Here is a 22,660-nt window from a genome sequence, read left to right as displayed (position 1 = left end):
CGCTGCAGGGGCGGCGGTACCCGGACCGAACCGGAGGGGTTCTTGTCGCTGCAGGGGCGGCGGGAGCTCCCACGGAAACCCGGAGGGGGCTCGGCGCCGCGGCAGGGGTGGCGTCGGGTCCCCTCCGCCGTGCTCAGCGGGTCCGGGGGCGGGCCAGCAGCAGGAACGCGAGACCGAGCACGGACATCACCAGGGACATGCCGTAGGCGGTCCGGTAGGTCAGCAGCTGCGCGGCGGCGAGCAGCGGACCGGCGAGCATCGACGCCACCGTGGTCGAGTTGGTGAACATCGTCGTGGTGTAACCGGGGCGGTCCGGCGCCAGGCTCTGGAAGTACGAGATGCCGATCCCCATCACCGCGGAGATCACGGTGGCGCTGAACACCTGCGCCGCGGCGACCTGCCAGGTGTCCTGGGCCAGCAGCATGCACGCGTGGTAGGCCAGCGCCGCCGTGGCGCCCACGAGCACGAGCCTGCGGTGGTCGACCCGCGTCGCCAGCACCCCGAGGCCGATCATCAGCGGGATCTCCAGCGCGGCGCACAGGCCCAGCACCAGGCCGACGTCGGTCGTCGTGCCGTGCAACTGCTCGGTCATGAACAGCGGAAGTGTGATAACGCCGAGCGTCACGGCGCCCTGGAGCAGCACGAAGGCCACCACGGACAGCGGGAGGCTCGGCCGAGGGCCCACCACGACCGGCTCGACCACCTCCTCCACGGGCGGCGCCGCGGCCACCTCGGGCAGCCGGAAGCTGAGCAGCGCCACCACCGCGAACACCAGCGCCGTGACGGCGAACAGCCCGGTGAACCCGGCTCGCGCGACGAGCAGCGCGGCCAGCGGCGGCCCGGCCACCCAGGCCAGCGAGATCAGCGTGCGCAGGACCGTGATGATCAGCGGTGCCTTCGTCGAGCCGCCGCGTTCCAGCACCTGCTTGGCGTAGGCGAACATCTGGGGCAGCAGCGACGACGCCACCGCGCCGAGCGTCGTGGACACCGCCAGCAGCACCCAGTAGTTCCGCAGCACCGCGAACAGGCCGTACCCGGCGGTCCCGGCCAGCGCGCCGACGATCAGCAGCGTGCGGCGCACCGCCCGCGCGTCGGACACGCTGCCGAGCCAGGTGCTCGCCACCAGCGACGCGAGCGGCATCACCAGCAGGAACGCGCCCAGCGCGACCGGGCTCGCACCGACCTCGGTGCTCAGGAACAGCGACATGAACGGGAACGCGAGCGCCGTCCCGAGGCCGACGGCGGTGCTGACCGCGGCCAGCGGCACCAGGGACGCCAGGCGGAAGGGGGCGGGAGTTCCACTCATGACGGCCACTCCTCCATCCTCGCAACCTCCCTGCCTGGGAGGAATCGATTTAGTACCCGGCGTGAGACATCACTCAGGTTTTGATCACTATGACTTCAGTGTTGACCGAAACTAACCGTTTCGGCCAGGTGGGAGCGGGGAACCCGCACCGGACCGCAGGAGAAAGTCGCTGGTCACCACGAGTAGGGGTCGGTTCGCTCTACTCTGGAGGTGGCGTCGGTGTCGAGGAGGAATGCCAGGTGCAGCCACTGCCCGTGGACGGGCCGCAGCGCATCGGGGACTACGTGCTGCTCAGAGCACTCGGTCGGGGCGCGATGGGTTCGGTGTACCTCGGTCGATCCCGTGGTGGCCGCCCGGTGGCGGTGAAGGTCGCCAGAGCCGAGCTGGCCGAGAGCCCGCTGTTCCGCGAACGCTTCCGCCGCGAGGTCGACATGGCTCGCGCCGTCGGCGGTTTCTGGACGGCCGCGGTCGTCGACGCCGACCCGGACGCCGACCGGCCGTGGATGGCGACGGAGTACGTGGTCGGGCCGACCCTCCAGCAGGCCGTGGAGACGCACGGGCCGCTGCCCGAGCAGTCCGTGCGCCGGTTGGCCGCGGGGCTGGCGGAGGCGCTGGTCGCGATCCACGGTGCCGGTCTGGTGCACCGCGACCTCAAGCCCTCCAACGTGCTGCTCGCCGCGGACGGCCCACGGGTGATCGACTTCGGCATCGCGCGGGCGTTGGAGCACACCGCGCTCACCGAGGCCGGGGTCGTGTTCGGCACCCCCGGCTTCCTCTCGCCGGAGCAGGTCGTCGGCACGAAGATCGGCCCGCAGAGCGACGTGTTCGCGCTCGGCGCCGTGCTGGTCTACGCCGCGACCGGTCGCGGCCCGTTCGGCGACGGCTCCACGTCCGCGCTGGTCTACCGCGTGGTGCACCAGGAGCCCGACCTGTCGCATGTGCCGCCGGCGCTGGTGCCGCTGATAGTGCCGTGCCTGGTGCGCGAGCCCGCGCACCGGCCGACCCCGGCCAGGCTGCTGTCGGTGATCGACGTGCCGCACCTGGACGACACGTGGCTGCCCGCGCCGATCCGCACGCTGGTCGAGCAGCGGCACACCGAGCTGCGCGCGCTGCCCACCCCGAACAGCAAGCCGCCGACCAGGCTGATGGTCGAGGACCCGCCCGCCGCGCCCGCGAAGCTCATCCCGCCGATCACCGCGAAGCAGGTCGAGAAGGCCGTGCGGGCGGTGGTCGACAAGGTCATCCCCGCCACTCCGGCCACGGGCCAGCCGAAGAAGCCGCAGCCGGTGGGCGTGCGGTTCCGCCGGTCCAGGGCGGTGGACCTGGGCTGGGCCGCGATGACCGCGTTCGTCGCGGCGGTGGGGCTCGCCCTCCAGGAGTCGCCGGAAGGCGACATGATCAGGGCCGCCGCGCTCGTCATCACCGTCGTGTTCGCGCTGTGGACCATCCGGCTCCTCGTCGGCGGCCTCGGCCCGCAGCTGGGCCTGGAGATCGGCCCGGACGGGCTGGTGGTGTCGTGCGGCACCAAGGAGCGCAAGCTGCCCTGGTACGCCGTGTCGAGGGTCAAGGTCATGTACCGGCACGGCAAGCCGTGGCTGGTCGTCTGGCTGGTGAACGCCGCCGGCCAGCCGGAGACCCTCGGCTACGGCACGTTCAAGCCGTACAAGGGCGGCTACCGCGCCTACCCGGTGTCCCACGAGAAGGGCAAGGCCCGCCAGGGCCACGACGTGGGCGAGCTCCGCTCCGCGCTCGCCTGGTACGCGTCCTCGACGTTCGACCCGCGCTAGGGCCTAGCGACCGGTGAAGGTGGCCTTGCCGGGCCCGTCGGCGAGGAACGAGCGGACCGCGTTCGGCAGGTCCTCGGTGGTGAAGAGGTCGGCGGCGATCGACGTGACGTGCGCGTTCGCCTCCGGCACCCCGCCGTGCTCGAAGTGCGCCACGACCTGCTTGGTCGCCGCGTGCGCCCTGGTCGGGCCCGCGGCCAGGGTCGAGGCGAACTGGCGGGCGGCGTCGTCGAAGCCGTCGTCGGCCAGCACCCGGTTGACCACGTTCCACCGCTCCAGCGTCGCCGCGTCGTAGCGCTCGCCGGTCATCACGAACTCCTTGGCCCGCCCGACCCCGGCCCGCGCGGCCAGCCGCTGCGTGCCGCCCATCGTCGGGGTCAGCCCGATGACCTTCTCCACCAGCCCGAACTTCGCCCGCGCCGCGGCCAGGATCAGGTCGCACGCCACCGCCACCTCGAACGCCCAGGTCAGCGTGAGGCCGTGGGCGGCGAACACGGTCGGGAACGGCAGCGCGGCGATCCGGTCGGGCAGCTCCAGCATCCGGTCGAACAGCACCTTCGCCTCGGCGGGGGTGCTCTGCGCCGCGAACAGCGACACGTCGACCCCACCGCTCACGACCTTCCCCTCCGCGCGGAACAGCAGCGCGCGGGGCGCGTCCTCCTCGACCTCCGCCACCGCCGCGATGAGCTGGTCGTGCAGCTCGGCGGTGTAGAGGTTGAGCGGGGGAGCGTCGATGGTCAGCACGGCCAGGCCTGCCGCGTCGCGTTCGAGTTTCACCACCGGGCCACCTTCTCACGGCGTCCGGCTCCCGATACGGTCGGCGACGTCGCCAAAACCGGTGGACAGCGCGGTGACGATGACGGCGTGACGACGACTTGGACCGTGGCGGTGGAGCCGGTGGGCTCGGCCGACGCCACCGCGCTGCTGCGCGGCTACCTGCTGGAGATCATCGGTCGCTACTGGGGGAGGCCCTCGACCGAGGAGGAGGTGGACGCGGAGCTGGCCGACGGCGAGGACTACCGGTTGGACCTCCTGCTGGTCGCGCGGGTCGACGGGGTCGCGGTGGGGTGCGCGGGGCTGAGGCGGGTGGACGCGGGGACCGTGGAGCTCAAGCGCGTGTTCGTCCGGCAGGACCGGCGGGGCCGGGGTGGTGGAGCGGCGTTGCTGGAGGCCGTCGAGCGGGCCGCCGCGGAGCTCGGGGCGGGGACGATCCGGCTCGACACGCGCAAGGACCTGGTCGAGGCGAGGGCCCTCTACGCACGGCACGGATACGCCGAGGTCCCTGCTTTCTCAGAGGGTCCGTACGCGGATCATTGGTTCGTCAAACGACTCCACTGACCCCGTCGCTATGCCCCTCATATGGCTTCGGTATATGTACTGTGATCTGCATCACTTGACTAGACAAAATGACCGCAGTTAAGTAGGGGAGTTGTTGTTATCGGCCGCTGAATGAAATGGGGATCAACCAGTGGCTTTCATCATTGAGATGATTTTCAGGGACGCTGGCGACGTGCGCAGATCGATTCATGTGGCACATCGTGATTACTGGAAGCGTCTCGCCGATCAGGGAGTCCTGATCGGCGGCGGGTTGGTCGGTGACGGCACGGCGGCGATGCTGCTGTGCCAGGCCTCGGACGAGCAGGCGGTCCGCGAGCTGATCCGAGCCGACCCGTACATCCGGTCGCACGTGATCGCGGAGCTCCGCGTTCGCCAGTGGCACGTCCTCATGGGCGTACCGCAGGTGGAACGTCCCGAGCCCGCGTTGGTGCGTCCACGTGACGGGCAGGCGGTCGACTCGATCGACCACGACCCGCTCACGCCGCACGAACGGCGGATCGCGCTGATGATGTTGGAGGGCAAGACCAACCGGCAGATCGCCGAGCACTTCTCGGTGTCCACCCGCGCGGTCGAACTCCACATCACCCGCATCTACCGCAAACTGGAGATCGGTCGCCGCGCGCAGCTGGCCGCGGCGATGTCCTGGGGGCAGGGTCAACGGTCCTACCTGTAGGCAAGACGGCGCTCCTCGGTTTCCGGGGGGCGCCGTTTGTCCACTGTGGATGGGTACGGGAGTCGTACGTCAATAGTTCATCACGGTGGTACCTATCACATTAACATCTACTTTTGCCATTTGAGATGAATAGACTGCTACCAGTAGGTAACTTCTCTGGTGGGAGTAGCTCTTGTTCCGTCACGCCCTTGCCGCCGCTCTGACGGTCGTCCTGACCGCCACGGCCTGCGCGTCGGGCGTGAAGTCCGTCGAGGTCAAGTCCGGTCCCGGTGTCACCGACGAGTCCATCTCGCTCGGCGTGCTGACCGACATGTCCGGCCCGTTCTCGCCGACCGCCCTGGTCCGGATCAAGGGTTACGAGCTGTTCATCGGCGAGCTCAACGCCCGCGGCGGCATCTGCGGCCGCAAGGTGGAGCTGGTCCTGAAGGACCACGGCTTCAACGTCCAGCGCGCCCTGGACGGCTACTTCGACCTCGAACCGAAGGTCCTCGGCTTCCTCGACCTCACCGGCGCCGCCATGACGACCGCCATCGCCCCCGACCTCATCCAGACCCGCGCCCTGGCCGCCCCCGTCTCCTGGTCGGCCGCCCTGCTGGGCAACCCCAACATGATGATCGTCGGCGGCACCTACGACATCGACGTCATGAACGGCCTTGACCACCTCAAGCGCACCGGTGCCATCGCCGACGGCGACACCATCGGCCACGTCCACGTCGACGGCGACTTCGGCTCCAACGCCCTGGAGGGCAGCACCTTCGCCGCCCAGCAGTGGAACCTCACCCTCGTCGAGAGGTCCGTCACCGAGACCGCCGACAACCTCACCACCCAGATCGCCGCCATGAAGGCCGCGGGCGCCAAGGCCGTCGTCCTGAGCACCAGCCCCGCCCAGACCGCACTGGCCGTCATCGCCGCCGCCAACCTCGGCTGGAACGTCCCCTTCCTGGTCAACGTCGCAGGCTACGACCCCGCCATCCTCAAGTCCCTAGCGGCTCCCGCCGTCATGAAGCAGGTCCAGGTCGTCTCCCCGATCGCCCCCTACGGCGCCGACGCCCCAGGCCCCCAAGCCGTCGCCAAGTCCTTCCAGGCCCGCTACCCGGACGTCGAACCCAACGGCGCCGTCAACCACGGCTACGTGGTCGCCACCGCCTTCGCCGCCGTCCTGGAGAAGGCCTGCGCCGACAAGGACCTCACCCGCGACGGCGTCATCAGGGCCTTCCAGGCCACCAACGGCGTGGAAACCCACGGCCTGACCGGCCCCCTCCGCTTCTCCGTAGCCGGCCGCCCCTCCGCCACCCAGTCCTACATCGCCCGCCCCGACGACAAGACCAAGGGCGGCCTGGCCGTCACCGAAAACCTCTTCGAATCCGACCTCGTCAAAGCCAAGGGCACCCGCGCCAAGTAACCCCTCCAGGCCCCCACCCAACAGGCAGCCCGCCAGCGCCCATCCGAAGCGCAGCGAGCACGCCAACACCACGATGGGCGCAGCCCGCCAGCGCGCATCCGGCGCGGAGCGCCTGGGGCCTTGTCCGCAGCGCAGCAAGGATGCCTGGTCCGACGGCGCAGCCAAGGATGCCCTGTCCGTCGCGGAGCGTCGGATGCCCTCCCCACCCACACTCCCCCCACGCACCCCGCCGAAAAGCCATCTCTATGGTTCCCGAACCTTGTCAAGACAGCCCTACCGTCTTGACAAGGTTCGGGAACCATAGAACACTCGGCGCCCGGGGTGCCCCCCGCCCCCCCACACCCCCCTAGCTATAAACCGCCCTGTTCAACCCCCGGATCAACCCCCCGTACACCTCCCCACCCCACCCGTCCCTCACCAACGCCGCCCGAGCCGCATTCCCTCCAGGCGCCCCGTGCACCCCACCCCCCGGATGTGCCGAGGACCCCGCCAGGAACAACCGATCCACCGGCGTGTCAGCCCTCGCCAACCCCGGCACCGGCCGGAACACCAACTGCTGGTGGATCCCAGCGGTACCAGCGTTGATCGCCCCACCCACCAGGCTCGCGTTCCGCGACTCCAGATCCGCGGGCCCCTGCACCGCCCGCCCGATCACCAGATCCCGGAACCCCGGCGCGTGCTGCTCCACCACCTGCTCGATCCGATCCACCCGCCGCCGCAGCCGGTCCGCCGACCACCGCTCCCCGCGCGGCACGTGCGTGTACACCCACGCGGCCTCGGTCCCCGCGGGCGACCGGCTCGGATCGGCGGTGGTCATCTGCCCCAGCAGCAGGAACGGCGTCCGCGGCGTCCTCCCGCAGGCCAGGTCGTTCGCGATGCCCGCCAACCCGTTCACGTCCGGTCCGATGTGGACGGTCCCGGCCAACCGCGCGTCCGGCGACGTCCACGGGATCGGCCCGGACAACGCCCAGTCCACCTTCATGGTCGCGTCGTCCCACTCGAACCGCCGCAGGTCGTCCACCAACCGCGCGGGCAAGGACCCGACGTCCAGCAGTTCCAGGTACAGGTTCGGCGCGGGCACGTCCGCCAGCACCGCCCGCCGCGCCCGCACGTCGGTGCCGGACGCGTCCCGCACCCCCATCGCCCGACCACCGGCCTGGAGCACCTTCGTCACCCGCCGACCGCACTCCACCCGCCCGCCGCGGCTCTCCAGCCTCCGCACCAGCGCGTTCGTCAGCTCGCCCGCCCCGCCTCGCGGCACGGGGAACCCGATCTCCTGCCCCAGCATCGTCAACAGCCACGCGAACACCCCGCCGCCGGACTGGTCGGGTCCGAGGTCGGTGTGCATTGTGTTGCCCGCGTACAGCAGCCGCGCGCCCTCGCCCGCGAACTTCTCCTCACCCACCGCCCGCACGGGCTGGGTGAGCATCCTGGTCATCCGCAACGCCTCCGCGGTGCCCAGCGACCTCAGCAGCCCCAGCCCGGCCCGCACCGGCGGGAACGGCCGCAGCAGCGCGTCCAGCACGTCGTCGCGGATCCGCCGCCACAGCGCGAACTCCGCCCGCCACGCGTCCCCGTCACCGGGTGCGAACGCGCTCACCGACTCGGCCGTGCGGTCGACGTCGCGCGACAGCAGCACGGACCGGTCGTCGGGCAGCACGTGCGCCAGCACCTCCGGCGCGTGCACCCACCGCAGCCCGTGCTCCTCCAGCGCGAGCCCGCGGATCACCGGCGACCCGGCGCCCATCGGGTAGAACGCGCTGAACACGTCGTTGCGGAACCCCGGCGCGGTCATCTCCTCGGTGCGCACCGCGCCACCGGGGGTGTCCGCGCCCTCCAGGACCAGCACGGACCAGCCCGCGTCGGCGAGGACGTTCGCCGCGACCAGCCCGTTCGGGCCCGATCCGACGACCACGGCGTCCACGTCGTCCCCACCCGGTGCAGGCCGGCCCATGCTGCCTCCTGGAGTCGTCCGACTACTTGCCCAGTCCGGCGCGCCGCAGTGCGTCGGCCATCGCCCCACCCGCGGGGGCGCGGTCCGGGCGCTGCTGCCGCTGCTGGCCGCCACCGCCGCCACCGCCGCGGGGCCTGCCCTGGCCGCCGCCACCGCGCTGCTGCTGCTCCTTGGGCTTGCCCGGCTCGTCCTGCAGCCGCATCGTGAGGCCGATCCGCTTGCGCGGGATGTCGACCTCCATCACCTTCACCTTGACCACGTCGCCGGACTTCACGACGTCGCGCGGGTCCTTCACGTAGTCGTTGGACAGCGCGGAGATGTGCACCAGGCCGTCCTGGTGGACGCCGATGTCGACGAACGCGCCGAACGCGGCGACGTTGGTGACCACGCCCTCCAGCACCATGCCGGGCCGCAGGTCGCCGAGCTTCTCGACGCCGTCGGCGAAGGTCGCGGTCTTGAACGCCGGGCGCGGGTCGCGGCCGGGCTTCTCCAGCTCGCGCAGGATGTCGGTGATCGTCGGCAGACCGAACGTCTCGTCTACGAACCTCTCCGCCCGCAGCGACTTGAGCAGCGCCACGTTGCCGACCACCGACTCGCCGCCCACGGCCTCCTGCATCCGCCGCACCACGGGGTAGGCCTCGGGGTGCACCGTGGAGCCGTCCAGCGGGTCGTCGGCGTTCGGGATGCGCAGGAAGCCCGCGCACTGCTCGAACGCCTTCGGGCCCAGCCGCGCCACGTCCTTGAGCGCCTTGCGCGAGCGGAACGGGCCGTTGGAGTCGCGGTGCAGCACGATGTTCTCGGCCAGCCCGGACGTGATGCCGGAGACGCGGGTCAGCAGCGGTGCCGACGCGGTGTTCAGGTCGACGCCGACCGCGTTCACGCAGTCCTCGACCACCGCGTCCAGCGACTTCGACAGCTTCGCCTCGGCGAGGTCGTGCTGGTACTGGCCGACGCCGATGGACTTCGGGTCGATCTTCACCAGCTCGGCCAGCGGGTCCTGCAACCGGCGCGCGATGGACACCGCGCCGCGGATCGACACGTCGAGGCCGGGCAGCTCCTGCGACGCGAACGCCGACGCCGAGTACACCGACGCGCCCGCCTCGGACACCATGACCTTGGTGAGCTTGAGGTCCGGGTGCCTGCTGATCAGGTCGCCCGCGAGCTTGTCGGTCTCGCGGGAGGCGGTGCCGTTGCCGATGGCGATCAGCTCGACGTCGTGCTTCCTGGCCAGCGCCGCGAGGGTGTGGATCGACTGGTCCCACTTGTTCGCGGGCACGTGCGGGTAGATCGTCTCATGCGCCACGACCTTGCCGGTCGCGTCCACGACGGCGACCTTCACGCCGGTGCGGAAGCCGGGGTCCAGGCCCATCGTGGCGCGGGTGCCCGCCGGTGCGGCGAGCAGCAGGTCGCGCAGGTTGGACGCGAACACGCGCACGGCCTCGTCCTCGGCGAACTGGCGCAGCCGCGACCGCAGGTCGATGCCGAGGTGGATCAGGATGCGCGTCCGCCACGCCCAGCGCACCGTGTCGTTGAGCCAGCGGTCGGCCGGACGGCCGCGGTCGGCGATGCCGAACCGCTGCGCGATCCGGGTCTCGTAGCTGGTCGGACCCTCTTCCGGGGCCTCCTCGGGCTCCAGCGCCAGTTCGAGCGCCTCCTCCTTCTCCCCGCGGAACATCGCGAGGATCCGGTGCGAGGGCAGCTTCGTGAACGGCTCGGAGAAGTCGAAGTAGTCGGAGAACTTCGACCCGTCCTCCTCCTTGCCCTCGCGGAGCTTCGAGACCAGCCGACCGCGCGTCCACATCTGCTCGCGCAGCTCGCCGATGAGGTCGCCGTCCTCGCCGAACCGCTCGACCAGGATCGACCGGGCGCCCTGCAGCGCCGCCGCCACGTCCGCGACCTCCTCGGTCACGAACCCGGCCGCCAGCTCCTGCGGGTTGTGCGACGGGTCCTCGAGCAGCTGGTCGGCGAGCGGTTCCAGGCCCTGCTCGCGGGCGATCTGCGCCTTGGTGCGCCGCTTGGGCTTGAACGGCAGGTAGAGGTCCTCCAGCCGCGCCTTCGAGTCGGCGGCGAGGAGCTGCGCGTGCAGCGCGTCGTCCAGCTTGCCCTGCGTGCGGACGGAGTCGATCACCGCGGCGCGGCGCTCCTCGAGCTCCCGCAGGTAGCCGAGGCGTTCCTCCAGCGTGCGCAGCTGGGTGTCGTCGAGCGTGCCGGTCACTTCCTTGCGGTAGCGGGCGATGAACGGCACGGTGGCCCCGCCGTCGAGCAGGTCGACGGCCGCTGTGACCTGCCCCGCGCGCACACCGAGCTCGTCGGCGATCCTCTGGTGAATGGAAGTCGTCACGGACAGGCATTGTGCCCGCCCTCACGTGCCGGCGGTCGGTCGGGTGTCGGGTCGACGGAGCAATTCACTGCGCCGTTGGGACCACATTCCGCGCGCGGTCCGGCCGCTTTGTTCTCGCCGGCGTCGGGCAATTCACCGCGGCGTTCGTCAACCGGAGGAAATCTCATGTTCTCGGGCGTTGTCCGGTACGCCCGGATCGCCTGCCGCGCGCAGTTGTCCTGCGAGACAAAATGCCGGGCGTGACATGCCCCGCGACCGGCGGCGGGTTCCGGTGCACCGGGTTACCGTGCTCGCCGGAGGTGTGCCATGCGAGCAGGTGTCGTGCTGCCCTTCTTCGACGCACCCGACGTCGCCGAGGCGGCCGTGCTGGCCGAGGCGCACGGCTGGGACGGGGTGTTCCTCGCCGAGGCGGTGTGGGGCGTCGACGCGTGGGTCGCGCTGACCGCCGCGGCCATGTGCACCAAGCGGATCCGGCTCGGCACGATGCTCACCCCGCTGGCGCGCTGCAAACCGTGGGACCTCGCCTCCAAGGCGGGCACGCTCGACCGGCTGTCCGGCGGCCGCGTCCAGCTCACCGTCGGGCTCGGCGCGCCGCACCCCGGCTGGACCGCGTTCGAGCCGGACACCGGCCGCGCCGAGCGCGCGCTGCTCGTGGACGAGGGCCTGGCGGTCTACGACGGGCTGATGCACGGCCAGCCGTTCTCGTTCGACGGCAAGCGCTACTCCGTGAAGGAGACGGACTTCTTCCCGCCGCCGCCGACCGTGCAGCGGCCCAGGGTGCCGGTGTGGGTGGTCGGCGCGCACCCGAGCCCGGTCTCGCTCGGCCGGGCGGTCCGCTGGGACGGGCTGGTGCCGAACGTGCTCGACCCGAACGGCGCCCGCGGTCCCGGCACACCCGCCGAACTGGCCGAGGTCGTCACCGCGGCCCGACGGGAACGCGCGGACATCGGCCTGCCGTGGGAGGGCTACGACGTGGTCGCGGAGGGCGTGACCGAGCCCGGCGACTCCGTGCGGGACTGGGCGGACGCGGGCGCGACCTGGTGGGTCGAGTCCGACTGGGCCACCACGGCGGAGGCCGTGCTGCACCGCGTCACCGCCGGACCACCGTCATGACGCTGGACCTCCCCGGTCCGGTCGGGTTCGTGCTGGGTGGCGGCGGTTTTGGCGCGGGTCAGGTCGGGGTGCAGCGTGTGCTGGCCGTGCACGACCTGTGCCGTGTCACCGCGGGACCGCCGTCGTGACGCCGGATCTCCCCGGCCCGGTCGGGTTCGTGCTGGGTGGTGGCGGCAGCCTCGGCGCGGGTCAGGTCGGGATGCTGCGCGCGTTGGCCGAGCACGGCATCGCCCCCGACCTGGTCGTGGGCACGTCGGTGGGCTCGGTCAACGGCTCGCTGCTCGCCCTCGACCCCGACAAGGCGCCGGAGCGGCTGGCGCTGATCTGGGAGCGGATGACCCGCGCCAGGGTGTTCCCCGGCGGCCCGATCGCCCAGCTCCGCACGCTGCGCACCGGCAAGACCCACCTGTTCCCGAACACCGGGCTGGCCGACGTGATCTCCCAGGGGCTCGGCGGGGTGGACGACTTCGCCGACCTGCGGCTCCCGTTCGGCGCGGTGGCGGTCGACTCGATGACCGGCCAGCCGGTCATCATCCGCACCGGCGCGCTCGTCCCCGCGATCCTGGCCAGCAGCGCCATCCCCGGCGTCTACCCGCCCGTGCACCACGAGGGGCGCGTCCTCTACGACGGCGGCGTGCTCGCCAACGTGCCCATCCGCCAGGCCCTCGCGATGGGGGCGAAGTCGTTGGTGGTGCTGGACTGTGCGTTCCCCGGACACCTGCCGACCGTGCCGCAGACCCTCGCCGAGACGCTGCTGTTCTGGGCCACCCTCAGCATGCGCAACCAGGCCGTGCTGGAGGTCGAGCTCGCCTCCGCCGACGTCCCCGTCCTCTACCTGCCCGGCCCGCCCGTGCAGCCCGTGACGCCGCTGGACTTCAGCCACACCGCCGAGCTGGTCGCCAGCTCGTACGCCGCGTCCACCGCGTTCCTCGACACCGTCGACGTCGACGGTCCCGGCCTCTACGGGTACCCCGGCGGCCCACCGGCGGAGACGCCCTGACGCTCGACTACCGGTTGGTAGCCCCAAGCGACATACTGGTCGGTATGACAGCGATGAGCGTGGCGAACTGGGGCGGGACCAGCCATTACGCGGATCTTGCCGGCCCGGTGCACTACGTGGACTTCGGCGGACCGGACGACCCGGACGCGCCGACGATCGTCCTCGTGCACGGGCTCGGCGGGTCGCACCTCAACTGGTGCCTGCTCGCCCCGCGGCTCATCGGGCACGCGCACGTCCTCGCCGTCGACCTGGCCGGGTTCGGGCTGACCAACCCCGAAGGGCGGCGGACGACGGTCGCGGCCAACGCCCAGTTGCTCAACCGGTTCCTCCGCGAGGTCGTCCGCAAGCCGGTGGTGCTGGTCGGCAACTCGATGGGCGGGATGATCTCCATCCTGCAAGCCGCCGCGAACCCGGACACCGTGACCCACCTCGTCCTGGTCGACCCGGCACTCCCCCTGGTCCTGGGCATCCGACCGGACCCGCTGGTCATGTCCACCTTCTTCCTCTACGCCCTGCCGGGAGTGGGGGAACGGGTGCTCGCGAAAGCCCGGTCCGGGCAGACCCCGCGCCAACAGGTAAAGCAGGTGATGAACCTGGTGTGCGCCGACTCGTCGAAGGTGCCCGAAGAGCTGGTGCTGGCGTCGATGAGCCTGGTGGAGCAGCGGGCGGAAGTACCGGGACTGGACGGGGCGTTCCTGGCCGCGGCGAAGTCGATCGTGTACGTGAACGCCCGGCGCGGGGCGTACTGGCGGGCGATGAAGAACGTGAAAGCGCCGGTGTTCCTGATGTCGGGGGACCGGGACCGGTTGGTGCCGGTGGGATCGGCGCGGGCTACTGCTGCGCGGAATCCGGGGTGGAGGTTCGACGTGTTCGAGGGGATTGGGCACGTGCCGCAGATCGAGGTGCCGGAGGTGGTGGCGGAGAGGGTGTTGGGGTGGCTTGAGGTGGGGTGATGGGGTGCCCATCAACTGGGGAAGTTGGGCCCCCGGCGCGTGAAGTTCAGCCCCTGCCCTCCCACCCCTGGGAAGCCCGGCCCCCGGCGCGCGAAGTCCAGCCCTGCCCTCCCACCCCTGGGAAGCCCAGCCCCCGGCGCGCGATTGTCTCAATGCCCGATCTTGCTTGTCAAGACGATAGAGCTGTCTTGACAAGCAAGATCGGACAGGAGGGCGCTGTGGATCGGGGGCAGAGGGGAAGGCTGGCTTCGCCAGCATCAGGCTTCGCCTGACTCAGGCATCCTCGCTGCGCGTCGGACAAGGCATCGGCTGGCGCCGACGAGGCCCCAGGCGCTCCGCGCCGGATGCGCGTTGGCGGGCTTCGCCCAATGGCTGGGCTGGCGGGCTGCGCCCAATGGCTGGGCTGGTGGGCTGCGTCCAACGTCTGGGGGTTAGGCGGGGCGGAGGAGTTTTGTCAGGGAGTTGAGGGGGAGGCGTTCGCGCCATTGGGGTGAGCGTGCGGTGAGGACGACCTCGTTTGGTCTGGTGGTGACGGTGGTCAGGTGTAGGCCGCCTGGTAGTGGGGGGACTGGGATCTGTCTGCGCAGGGGTAGGTAGCCGGTGGTGATCCAGAGGTCGCCGTTCTCCACTGTTGGTGTGAGTGGGACGAAGGCCCAGCGGAGGGTGCCGTCGGGGGTGACTTCTACGGGGTCGGGTAGGTCTGACGAGGTCAGGACCAGTTCGATGGTGACTGGGCCCGCGACCAGGGTTGGGCCTGGGTTGAGGTGGAGGTCGTGGCAGGTCGCGGTTAGGCGGTGGGCGGTGTGGTGCTTCCAGACGACGTCTTCCACGACCAGGCGGACGTCGTCGAACTGGCCCAGGGCCATGCCGAGTGCGCCGAGGGTGCAGTCGACCTCGGTGACGGTCATCGAGGCGTCGGCGTCGCCGATGCGGAGGGTTACCCGCCGGTCGGTGAACCGGCGGGTGGCGAGCAGCAGGACGGACTGGACGAGGCCGGGGATCACTCGGCGGGGGCCGCCGCTACGGCGAGGAGCTCGTCGAAGCCGGAGCGGATGCCGTCGGCGAGCACCTGGACGTCCGGTACGCCGTCGAAGTCGGCGTTGATGCCGAAGGTGATCTCGTCGAGGTAGGAGAAGATGCCGATGGAGATCCGCATGGTGCTGGCGATCGGCACGTACGGGTAGATGTTCTGCAGGCGCCTGCCCAGCATGTACAGCGGCACGCGCGGGCCAGGCACGTTCGTGGTCACGGTCTGGAGCAGCTGCTGGGGGAACCGCATCGCGGTGCGCGAGCCGAGTGCGAGCAGCGTGGGGGCGGCGAAGTTGCCCGCCTTGGTCAGCACGTCGGCGCCCGCGGCCTGGCGGCTGCCCTTGAGGTCGTCCATCTGCTCGCGGATCGTGGACAGCCGGTCCAACGGGTCGAGCGAGCTGACCGGCAGGTTGACCAGCACGGCGCTGACCCGGTTGTCCAGCCGGTCGTGCTCGTTCTCGGCGCGCATCGACACCGGCACCATCGTGCGGACGACCTGGCCGTCGACCAGCTCGCCGCGCTTGGCCAGCAGCTCGCGGAACCCGTGCGTGATGGCGGTCAGGATGACGTCGTTGACGGTGCCGCCGGTGGCCTTGCGGATCCGCTTGACCTCGGCGAGGTCCGCCTTGGTCCACACCCACCGCCGGTGCGGCCCGATCGGGCCGTTCAGCGAGCCCGCCGCCGACGAGGTCAGGCGCTTGGCCGTGCCGGGGAGGCTGCCGAGCACCGCACGACCGATGTCCAGCAGCTCGGACCCGCTGCGCAGGCTCCGCGCGAACGCCGGGATGGCGGCCAGGTGCTTCACCGGCGTCCACACGGCGTCACGAACACCGTCGACCACCAGGTCGAGCTGGGAAGGGCTGCGCTGCGGGGTCCACTCGGTCGGCTCGGGCAGCGCCACGTCCTTGCGGGCGTCGAGCAGCAGCTGCATCAGGTCGGTGCCCGCCACGCCGTCGATCAGGCAGTGGTGGACCTTGGAGATGATCGCCCAGCGGTTGTTCTCCAGGCCCTCGACCAGCCAGATCTCCCACAGCGGCTTGGTCAGGTCCAGACGCTGCGCGAACAGCCTGCCAGCGAGGTTGCGCAGCTGGTCGTCACCACCGGGAGAGGGCACGGCGGTGTGCCGGACGTGGTAGAGGATCTGGAAGTGGTCGTCGTCGACCCAGACCGGCCGCCCGACGTGCAGCGGGAGGCTCCGCACGCGCTGCCGGTAGCGCGGCACGCTGTCCATCTTCGAGAGGAAAAGCCTGATCACGTCGCCGTAGGAGGGGGCTGGTCCCTCGAACACCAGCACCGACCCGACGTGCATCGGCACGTTCTCGTCCTCGACGAAGTAGAAGCTTGCGTCCATCGCGCTCATCCGGTCCACAGTGGAACCGTAGGGCCGGCGGTCAGTCGCAGTCCAGCGCTAAGGGGGTGAGAGAGGGGCCAACCGAGACGTTCTAGGGGTGGCGCAATTCACGTTCAGGAAACATCATGGACACATGGAGTAGTGGATCTGCCGAGTGAACGGAGGGTGGCCATGTCAGCCCTACCTTCAGACGCCCACTTCCCGCTGCCGGACGAGCCTCCTCTCCAGCTCGTCGAGGGTCAAGCCCCCAGCCTGCTCTGGTACCTCACCGAGCCGACGAGGGCCGCCGTCGACATCGGCCAGTTCGCCTCCACCCGGCAGCTGCTCCGCGCCGCCCCGAGCGGCGACGGCCACCCCGTGCTGGTCCTGCCCGGCCTCGGCGCCACCGACACCACGACGGCGACTTTGCGCCGCTTCCTGTCCCGCCTCGGCTACGACGTGCACGGCTGGGGCCTCGGCCGCAACATCGGCCCCACCATCCCCGCCGTCCAGGGCATCCGCGCCCTGCTCCGCGAACTGGGCGAAACGGACAAGGTCAGCCTCATCGGCTGGAGCCTCGGCGGCATCTTCGCCCGCGAGATCGCCAGGGAGCACCCCGAGCTGGTCCGCCAGGTCATCACCATGGGCAGCCCGTACGCGATGACCGACATGAAGCACACCAGGGCCAACCCGGTCTACCAACTGCTCGCCAGGTTCTACAAGGCAGGCGCCTCCCAGCCCCCGCCCGAGCACACCCGCCCCCCGTTCCCGGTACCCGCCACCTCGATCTACTCGCGCTCCGACGGCATCGTCCCGTGGCAGGGCTGCCGCTCCGCGGAAGGCCCGCGCGCCGAGAACGTGGCCGTCTCCTGCAGCCACCTCGGCTTCGCCTACAACCCCTCCGTCATGTGGGTCATCGCCGACCGCCTCTCCCAGCCCTACGGCTACTGGCACCCGTTCGCCCCACCACCGGGCATGGCCAACATGTACCCGAAAGCCGCCTGACCGACCGGCCCACCCCACGGGGTGGGCCGCTTCGTCTCCGGTGCCCTGTTGCGCGTCCGAAGACCCCTTGGACGCCCCATGGCCGGTGATGTTAAGCAAACTTGACACCATGTATGGGCTGCTTTACATTCGATTCATGGCAGCCGAAGAAAGACGGTCGTGGATCACCTTGGTGGTGTCGGTGGTCGCCTATGCGGTCTACCTCGTGGTGGTGCTCGGGCGGAAAAGTGGTTCGGCGCTGGTGGACGTCGCTTATGTCCGGCCGTTGGTGTGGACGGTCGTGGGGGCGGTCGTGGTGGCCATTGTGCTGAACATCGTGAGTGCGGTGGTGTTCTCGAAAGAGGTCGAGAAGAAGGACCAGCGGGATCGGGAGATCTACCGGTTCGGGGAGCACGCGGGGCATTCGTTCGTGGTTGTCGGGGCGGTGGCGGCATTGCTGCTGGCGATGGCCGAGGTGGCGCACTTCTGGATCGCGAACGTCGTCTACCTGGCCTTCGTGCTCTCGGCGCTGGCCGAGAACGTGGCGAAGATCGCGGCTTACCGGAAGGGGTTCGGGCCGTGGTGAAGGCGACCAGGGTCACGAACTCGATCCGGTCGTTGCGGTTCGCCAACGGGGAGATGACGCAGGCGGACCTGGCGGCGCGCATCGGGGTGAGCAGGCAGACGGTGATCGCGATCGAGCAGGGGCGGTATTCGCCTTCGTTGGAAATGGCGTTCCAGATCGCGCTGGTGTTCGGTGTGCCGCTCGACGAGGTTTTCCAGTACTCATCAGGGGAGATGACGTGAAAGCGATCGTGCGAGATGTCTACGGTTCCGCGGACGTGCTGGAACTGGTGGACGTCGACAGACCGGTGGCCGGGGACGGCGAGGTGCTCGTGCGGGTGCGGGCGGCCGGGGTGGATCCGGGGGTGTGGCACCTGATGACGGGGCTGCCGTACCCGGTTCGGCTGGTGACGGGGCTGCGGGTGCCGAAGGACCGTTCGCTCGGCCTGGACGTGGCGGGGGTGGTCGAGGAGGTCGGGCCGGGGGTGAGCCGGTTCGCGGTGGGCGACGAGGTGTTCGGCACGTGCGGCGGGTCGTTCGCCGAGTACGCGGTGGGAGCGGAGGACGCGTTCGTGGCGAAACCCGCGGACCTGACGTTCGAGCAGGCCGCGGCCGTGCCGGTGTCGGCGTGCACGGCGTTGCAGGGGCTGCGCGACACCGGACGGGTGCGGGCGGGGCAGGACGTGCTGGTCATCGGCGCGGGCGGCGGGGTCGGCGCGTACGCGGTGCAGCTGGCGAAGGCGTTCGGGGCGCGGGTGACCGGGGTGTGCGGACCGGCGAAGGTGGACCTCGTCCGGTCGCTCGGCGCGGACGCGGTCGTCGACTACACGCGCGAGGACTTGGCCGACGGCACCCGGTACGACCTCGTGCTGGACACGGCGGGCAACCGGACGTTGGCGCACCTTCGGCGTGCCCTCACGCCGAAGGGGACGCTGGTCATCGTCGGCGGCGAGGAGGAGGGGCGGCTGCTGCGCGGGATGGACCGCCAGCTCCGCGGGATGGTGCTGTCGCTGGTCGTGGGGCAGCGGATCCGCACGTTCGTCGCCTCCCAGCCGCGTGCGGACCTGGAACTGCTGCGGGGGCACCTCGAGGCTGGCACGGTCCGGCCGGTGATCGACCGGACGTACCCGTTGAGCGCCACCGCCGACGCCGTCCGCTACCTCGCGCAGGGGCACCCGACCGGCAAGGTCGTCATCACCGTCTAGAGCTTGGCGCACCGTTCGCTGAGCACGGTGACGCGGGTGGTGAGCACGTCGGGGTGCGTCCGGCCCGCCGCGATCTCGGCCAGCAGGCCGGTGTAGTCGGTCGTGATCCGCCGGTACTTCCGGGCGAACGCCTTGTCGGTCGTCGCCGTGTACCGCCGGTCGAGGTCGATGATCTGCTGGGCCAGCACCGCCGCGCTCGCGCCCAACGCGCTGCGGGCGTCACCGGCGGCGTCGCGCCGCTCCTGCCGGGCGGTGGCGAGCCCGCCCGCCCGCCTGGCCCCGAAGTAGATCCCGGCGGCACCCAGCACCACGGCCGCGATGGCGGCGGCCGCGACCAGGTACCGCGGCAGCGACGGGCTGATCGTGCGGGCGCCGTCGGGCACGGCGCCGGACTTCACCAGCAGGTCGTAGTTGACCGCGACGACCTTCAGAACCTCCAGCGGCCGGTCGGGGAACTGGTCGACGCCGTTGCGGATCATCGACTCCGCGACGAACGCCTTGCCGAAGTTCTCGTCGTCGCTGTCGGGCAGCAGGGCGCAGGCGTACTTGTCGTACTCGTCGTCGGCGCGCTTGAGCATCAGCGCGATCGTGCCGTCCGCGGCCTGGTGCACGCCCTTGCAGGCGGCCTTCAGGTCGGCGTCCGGGGAGAGGAAGGCGACGACCAGCCTGCGGTTGCCGATGATCTTCTCGGCGGCCGCCCGGTCCAGCTCGACACCGGGCGCGGCGTACACCGACGACGACCGGACCTGCCGGGCGACCGGGCCGTCCAGGACGCCGCCGGACCACAGCGCCCAGCCCGCGAGGACCAGGCAGGCGAGCACGGCCGCACCGAAGGCCGTGCCGAGGAACCTCATGACCCGCTTCACGCCAACCTGCCCCGGAGGTAGTTGTACGGGCGGTAGTCGTTGCGCCCCAACGTCCACGCCGTGTCGTCCAGCTCGGCCTCCGCGTTGTCGAGCAGCGTGCGGACGTGCCCGTCGGGCAGGTTCTCCGCCAGCGCGTCGCCCGCCGCGCGCAGCTTGGTGATGCCGCGGGTCAGCGCCGGGTCGCTCTTCTCGTCGGTGAGCCCGGACATCTCGATGGCCAGCGCCGTGAGACCGGCCAGCCGAGCGGGCACGCCCGCCGACCGCGGGCCGCGGCGGGGGCCGAGCAGCGAGCGCGTGGACAGGGCGAGGAACACCACGACGCACCCGGCGAACAGCCACGGCAGCGCGGGCAGCGCCACCCGCAGCGGGTCGAGCGGCAGGTAGGGCAGCGGGCGGTCGAACAGCCCGGCGTACCGCACGTCGGTCACCCGGTTCAGGTAGGCGTGCAGGACGTTGCCCTGCGGGTAGGCGTACGTGCTGATCCGGTCGGCGGCCTGGCCGTAGAAGCTCGCGGCGACGACGTCCGCGAAGTCCGCCGCGTCGGGCCCGTGGTACTCGATCCACGACCCGTAGACCACCACGACCGCCCGGCCGGGGAACAGCGCGGCCAGCGCCGGGCCGTACTCGGGGACCGGTTCGCCGAAGGTCTGCTGGGGGAACGCGGCGTAGAGCGCGCCGTCCGGGAACGCGGGTCCGGCCGACTTCGGGATGTCGGTCAGCGTCGCGCCGTCGGCGATGTGCACACCGCCCGCCCGCAGGTCGGCCGCGACGGCGGTGACCTCGGCCTCGGTCGGCGGCCGCCAGCGGAACAGGTCGACGTCGCCGGGCGGGTCCTGCTTGCGGACGCTCGCGACCAGCGTGAGCAGCAGGCTCGTCACGTCACCCGTCGCGAACTGGGCCCGCCAGCTCGGCAGGTCGTCGGCCGAGGCCTGGTAGGCGCTGCCGGTGACCTCCGTGCCGATCACCCGCAGCTGCGCGTTGTCCACGTCGCGCACCCGGCCGCGCTCGTCCTTGTCCAGTCCGGGCGGCGCGACCAGGATCCGGATGCCCGCGTCGCCGATCGCCTTGCGCACCAGGTCCTCGTCCCAGTGCGCGATCGAACCGGGCAGCCGCACGACGGGGTCGGCCGCCACCATCGCCGTCATCTCGTCCACCGACGGCACGGTCGCGTCGCTCAGCTCACCTGCGGAGCCCTCCTGGACCGGGCCGGACGACGAGGGGGACTGCCCGTAGCTCACGTCGATGCTCTGCCGCTGCGCCACCAGGAACACCACCAGCACGACCACCGCCGCGCCGAGCGCACCCCACCGCACCCACCCGGCCCACCTACCCATCAACGGCCTCCCGCCACAACCGGTCGGCCCGGCTCGCGCACTCCGACGCGGTCCTGGCCGCCGCCGTTCCACCCCGGTCGGCCGCGATCGCCTCCGCCTTCGCCAACAACCGCTCCGCCTCGTCCACACGGGACATCGAGGCATCCCGACTCACCCCGGCGCTCTCGATCGCCGCCCGCGCCGCCGACCACGCCGTCCGCCGCTCCACCTCGCGCGCCCGCCACCACGGCAGCACCACCGCCCCGAACCCGGCGGCGACCAGCACGACCACTCCGACGACCCACACCAGCACCATGCGTTGCCACTCCAGGTCGAATACTTCGGTTGGCGAACCGATTGTGCCTGACGGAGTGGTCCGCCGCAGGTGGCGGCGGAGAAGTCACACCAGGTCGAGGGCGTTGCCGGCGGGTGGGAGGGCGGCGATCTCGGTGGCGACGCGGTGGGCGGCGGTGCGGAACGAGGGGTCGTCGAGCACCCTGCACACGGCGTCGAGGAGGGTGTCGGGGGTGTCGACGCGGAGGCCCGCGCCGGTGGCGGCGAGGCGTTCGGCGTTGTCGGGGTGGTCGGCGAACTGGGGGAGGACGACCGTGGGGACGCCCGCGGTGAGGGCGCCCAGGACGGAGCCCATGCCGCCGTGGCAGACCTGGGCGGAGGCGCCGCGGAGGGCTTCGTGCTGGGGGAGCCACTTCTCCACGCGGACGTTGTCCGGCACCCAGGCCCAGTCGGCGGGGTCGCCTTCGTCGCCGATGGTGACGAGCACGCGGATCGGCAGGGTGGACAGGGTGCGGACGGTGGCGGTGAAGGCGTCGCGGGCGAAGGGGATGGAGCCGGAGACGGTGCCGAAGGAGGCGTAGACCAGGGGAGTGTCCTGTGTGGACGGAACCGGGGATGGGGTGTCGGCGCGGAAGCGGTGGATCACGTCGGGGCCGGGCTCGTCGAACGACGCGGGGACGAGGGAGGCGGTGGGGAGGGTCCACAGGCGGTCGACGGGGACGCCGTGGGCCTCGGCGAGGGGGCTGAGGTGCGTGGAGACGACCGGCTTCATGAGGTCGTGGAAGCGGCGCAGGCCGACCAGTACCTGGATCTGGGGGACGGCGTTGACCTCGGCGGCGATGAAGGAGCCCAGTTCGCCGAACTCGCGGACGAGCAGGTCCGGGCGCCAGTCGGCGAACGCGGCGAGCATGCCGGGCAGGATGGCGCGCGGGGCGAGGTCGGTGAAGACCCTGGCGGCCATGAGGTTCTGCTCCGCGGCGGACTTCGACTCCGCGCCCTCGTAGACGGCGGCGATCTCGTCCGCGGGCACGTCGTCGCACGGCAGGTACGGGTAGCCCGCGCGGACGACGGCGGCGGAGAACGACCGGGGCGCGGCGACGCGGACGTCGTGGCCGAGCGCCCGGAACGCCGCGCCGAACGGCAGCAGCGGACCGAAGTGCCCCGCTCCGGAGGTCGTGGCCAGCAGGATTCGCATACCGGACAGGCTAAGG

Annotated in this window: 22 protein-coding genes; 12 read left to right on the top strand and 10 right to left on the bottom strand. The window is 71.2% G+C overall.

Going from position 1 to position 22,660, the window contains the following annotated elements; translation table 11 throughout:
* Positions 1 to 133: 133 nt before the first annotated feature.
* Entirely contained in the window at positions 134 to 1,306 is a 1,173-nt protein-coding gene (locus CLV43_RS22580; protein ID WP_106189360.1) for a sugar efflux transporter, read from the bottom strand.
* A gap of 239 nt (positions 1,307 to 1,545) precedes the next feature.
* Here CLV43_RS22580 and CLV43_RS22575 point away from each other — a divergent pair, with 239 nt between their 5' ends.
* Positions 1,546 to 3,093: a serine/threonine-protein kinase gene (locus tag CLV43_RS22575; protein ID WP_106189219.1), complete on the top strand. Its 1,548-nt coding sequence runs from the start codon at positions 1,546 to 1,548 to the stop codon at positions 3,091 to 3,093.
* Between the two features lie 3 nt (positions 3,094 to 3,096).
* Here the strand turns inward: CLV43_RS22575 and CLV43_RS22570 are convergent, their stop codons facing one another.
* Positions 3,097 to 3,870 carry an enoyl-CoA hydratase/isomerase family protein gene (locus CLV43_RS22570; RefSeq protein WP_425445764.1) on the bottom strand — a complete coding sequence of 258 codons (774 nt, stop codon included), beginning with the start codon at positions 3,868 to 3,870 and terminating at the stop codon, positions 3,097 to 3,099.
* A gap of 84 nt (positions 3,871 to 3,954) precedes the next feature.
* Between CLV43_RS22570 and CLV43_RS22565 the strand changes: the two genes are divergently transcribed.
* The 3 genes from CLV43_RS22565 (at position 3,955) to CLV43_RS22555 (ending at position 6,503) form a co-directional block, all read left to right on the top strand.
* Positions 3,955 to 4,428 carry a GNAT family N-acetyltransferase gene (locus tag CLV43_RS22565; RefSeq protein ID WP_106189218.1) on the top strand — a complete coding sequence of 158 codons (474 nt, stop codon included), beginning with the start codon at positions 3,955 to 3,957 and terminating at the stop codon, positions 4,426 to 4,428.
* Positions 4,429 to 4,558: 130 nt separating this feature from the next.
* Positions 4,559 to 5,101, top strand: a complete 543-nt coding sequence (locus CLV43_RS22560) for a helix-turn-helix transcriptional regulator (RefSeq protein WP_106189217.1) — start codon at positions 4,559 to 4,561, stop codon at positions 5,099 to 5,101.
* A gap of 172 nt (positions 5,102 to 5,273) precedes the next feature.
* The gene (locus CLV43_RS22555) at positions 5,274 to 6,503 is read left to right on the top strand and encodes an ABC transporter substrate-binding protein (RefSeq protein WP_146174870.1); all 1,230 of its coding nucleotides are present in this window, start codon (positions 5,274 to 5,276) and stop codon (positions 6,501 to 6,503) included.
* Between the two features lie 346 nt (positions 6,504 to 6,849).
* Here the strand turns inward: CLV43_RS22555 and CLV43_RS22550 are convergent, their stop codons facing one another.
* Both CLV43_RS22550 and CLV43_RS22545 read right to left on the bottom strand, forming a co-directional pair.
* Positions 6,850 to 8,457: a phytoene desaturase family protein gene (locus CLV43_RS22550; protein WP_106189215.1), complete on the bottom strand. Its 1,608-nt coding sequence runs from the start codon at positions 8,455 to 8,457 to the stop codon at positions 6,850 to 6,852.
* Positions 8,458 to 8,479: 22 nt separating this feature from the next.
* Positions 8,480 to 10,798 (bottom strand): Tex family protein, encoded by a 2,319-nt coding sequence (locus tag CLV43_RS22545; RefSeq protein WP_106189214.1) that lies wholly within the window; start codon positions 10,796 to 10,798, stop codon positions 8,480 to 8,482.
* 306 nt (positions 10,799 to 11,104) lie between these two features.
* Here CLV43_RS22545 and CLV43_RS22540 point away from each other — a divergent pair, with 306 nt between their 5' ends.
* The 4 genes from CLV43_RS22540 to CLV43_RS22530 are packed head-to-tail and all read left to right on the top strand — an operon-like array spanning position 11,105 to position 13,864.
* A complete protein-coding gene (locus CLV43_RS22540; RefSeq protein WP_106189213.1) occupies positions 11,105 to 11,911 on the top strand; it encodes an LLM class flavin-dependent oxidoreductase in 807 nt (268 codons plus the stop codon).
* Positions 11,908 to 12,039 (top strand): hypothetical protein, encoded by a 132-nt coding sequence (locus CLV43_RS50090; RefSeq protein ID WP_281262173.1) that lies wholly within the window; start codon positions 11,908 to 11,910, stop codon positions 12,037 to 12,039. The genes CLV43_RS22540 and CLV43_RS50090 overlap by 4 nt, the downstream gene beginning before the upstream one ends.
* Positions 12,036 to 12,911, top strand: coding sequence for a patatin-like phospholipase family protein (locus CLV43_RS22535; RefSeq protein ID WP_245886810.1), 876 nt, complete (start codon positions 12,036 to 12,038; stop codon positions 12,909 to 12,911). The genes CLV43_RS50090 and CLV43_RS22535 overlap by 4 nt, the downstream gene beginning before the upstream one ends.
* Positions 12,912 to 12,955: 44 nt before the next feature.
* Positions 12,956 to 13,864, top strand: a complete 909-nt coding sequence (locus CLV43_RS22530; RefSeq protein ID WP_211304477.1) for an alpha/beta fold hydrolase — start codon at positions 12,956 to 12,958, stop codon at positions 13,862 to 13,864.
* A gap of 431 nt (positions 13,865 to 14,295) precedes the next feature.
* Here CLV43_RS22530 and CLV43_RS22525 read toward each other — a convergent pair whose 3' ends face one another.
* Positions 14,296 to 14,868, bottom strand: a complete 573-nt coding sequence (locus CLV43_RS22525; protein WP_106189210.1) for a hypothetical protein — start codon at positions 14,866 to 14,868, stop codon at positions 14,296 to 14,298.
* On the bottom strand, positions 14,865 to 16,253 hold the full coding sequence (locus tag CLV43_RS22520) for a WS/DGAT/MGAT family O-acyltransferase (protein ID WP_245886808.1): 1,389 nt from the start codon (positions 16,251 to 16,253) through the stop codon (positions 14,865 to 14,867). Before CLV43_RS22520 ends, CLV43_RS22525 begins: the two co-directional genes overlap by 4 nt.
* 162 nt (positions 16,254 to 16,415) lie before the next feature.
* On the opposite strand from CLV43_RS22520, the gene CLV43_RS22515 reads away from it, so the two are divergent.
* From CLV43_RS22515 to CLV43_RS22500, 4 genes are all read left to right on the top strand, one after another.
* Positions 16,416 to 17,228, top strand: coding sequence for an esterase/lipase family protein (locus CLV43_RS22515; protein WP_106189208.1), 813 nt, complete (start codon positions 16,416 to 16,418; stop codon positions 17,226 to 17,228).
* A 109-nt stretch (positions 17,229 to 17,337) separates the two neighbouring features.
* Entirely contained in the window at positions 17,338 to 17,793 is a 456-nt protein-coding gene (locus CLV43_RS22510; RefSeq protein WP_245886806.1) for a hypothetical protein, read from the top strand.
* Entirely contained in the window at positions 17,787 to 18,014 is a 228-nt protein-coding gene (locus CLV43_RS22505) for a helix-turn-helix transcriptional regulator (RefSeq protein WP_106189207.1), read from the top strand. Before CLV43_RS22510 ends, CLV43_RS22505 begins: the two co-directional genes overlap by 7 nt.
* Positions 18,011 to 18,976 (top strand): NAD(P)-dependent alcohol dehydrogenase, encoded by a 966-nt coding sequence (locus CLV43_RS22500; RefSeq protein ID WP_106189206.1) that lies wholly within the window; start codon positions 18,011 to 18,013, stop codon positions 18,974 to 18,976. The genes CLV43_RS22505 and CLV43_RS22500 overlap by 4 nt, the downstream gene beginning before the upstream one ends.
* Here the strand turns inward: CLV43_RS22500 and CLV43_RS22495 are convergent.
* From CLV43_RS22495 to CLV43_RS22480, 4 genes are all read right to left on the bottom strand, one after another.
* A complete protein-coding gene (locus CLV43_RS22495; protein ID WP_211304476.1) occupies positions 18,973 to 19,842 on the bottom strand; it encodes a hypothetical protein in 870 nt (289 codons plus the stop codon). The genes CLV43_RS22500 and CLV43_RS22495 overlap by 4 nt on opposite strands.
* Positions 19,839 to 21,176 (bottom strand): hypothetical protein, encoded by a 1,338-nt coding sequence (locus CLV43_RS22490; protein WP_106189205.1) that lies wholly within the window; start codon positions 21,174 to 21,176, stop codon positions 19,839 to 19,841. Before CLV43_RS22490 ends, CLV43_RS22495 begins: the two co-directional genes overlap by 4 nt.
* Positions 21,169 to 21,471: a DUF6403 family protein gene (locus CLV43_RS22485; RefSeq protein ID WP_106189204.1), complete on the bottom strand. Its 303-nt coding sequence runs from the start codon at positions 21,469 to 21,471 to the stop codon at positions 21,169 to 21,171. Before CLV43_RS22485 ends, CLV43_RS22490 begins: the two co-directional genes overlap by 8 nt.
* Before the next feature lie 84 nt (positions 21,472 to 21,555).
* Positions 21,556 to 22,644 carry a glycosyltransferase gene (locus CLV43_RS22480; protein ID WP_106189203.1) on the bottom strand — a complete coding sequence of 363 codons (1,089 nt, stop codon included), beginning with the start codon at positions 22,642 to 22,644 and terminating at the stop codon, positions 21,556 to 21,558.
* Positions 22,645 to 22,660: the final 16 nt, after the last annotated feature.

This window comes from Umezawaea tangerina, from assembly GCF_003002815.1.
Classification (GTDB): domain Bacteria; phylum Actinomycetota; class Actinomycetes; order Mycobacteriales; family Pseudonocardiaceae; genus Umezawaea; species Umezawaea tangerina.
Note: the sequence above shows the minus strand (reverse complement) of the source record. Positions and strands in the feature narration are given on the sequence as shown.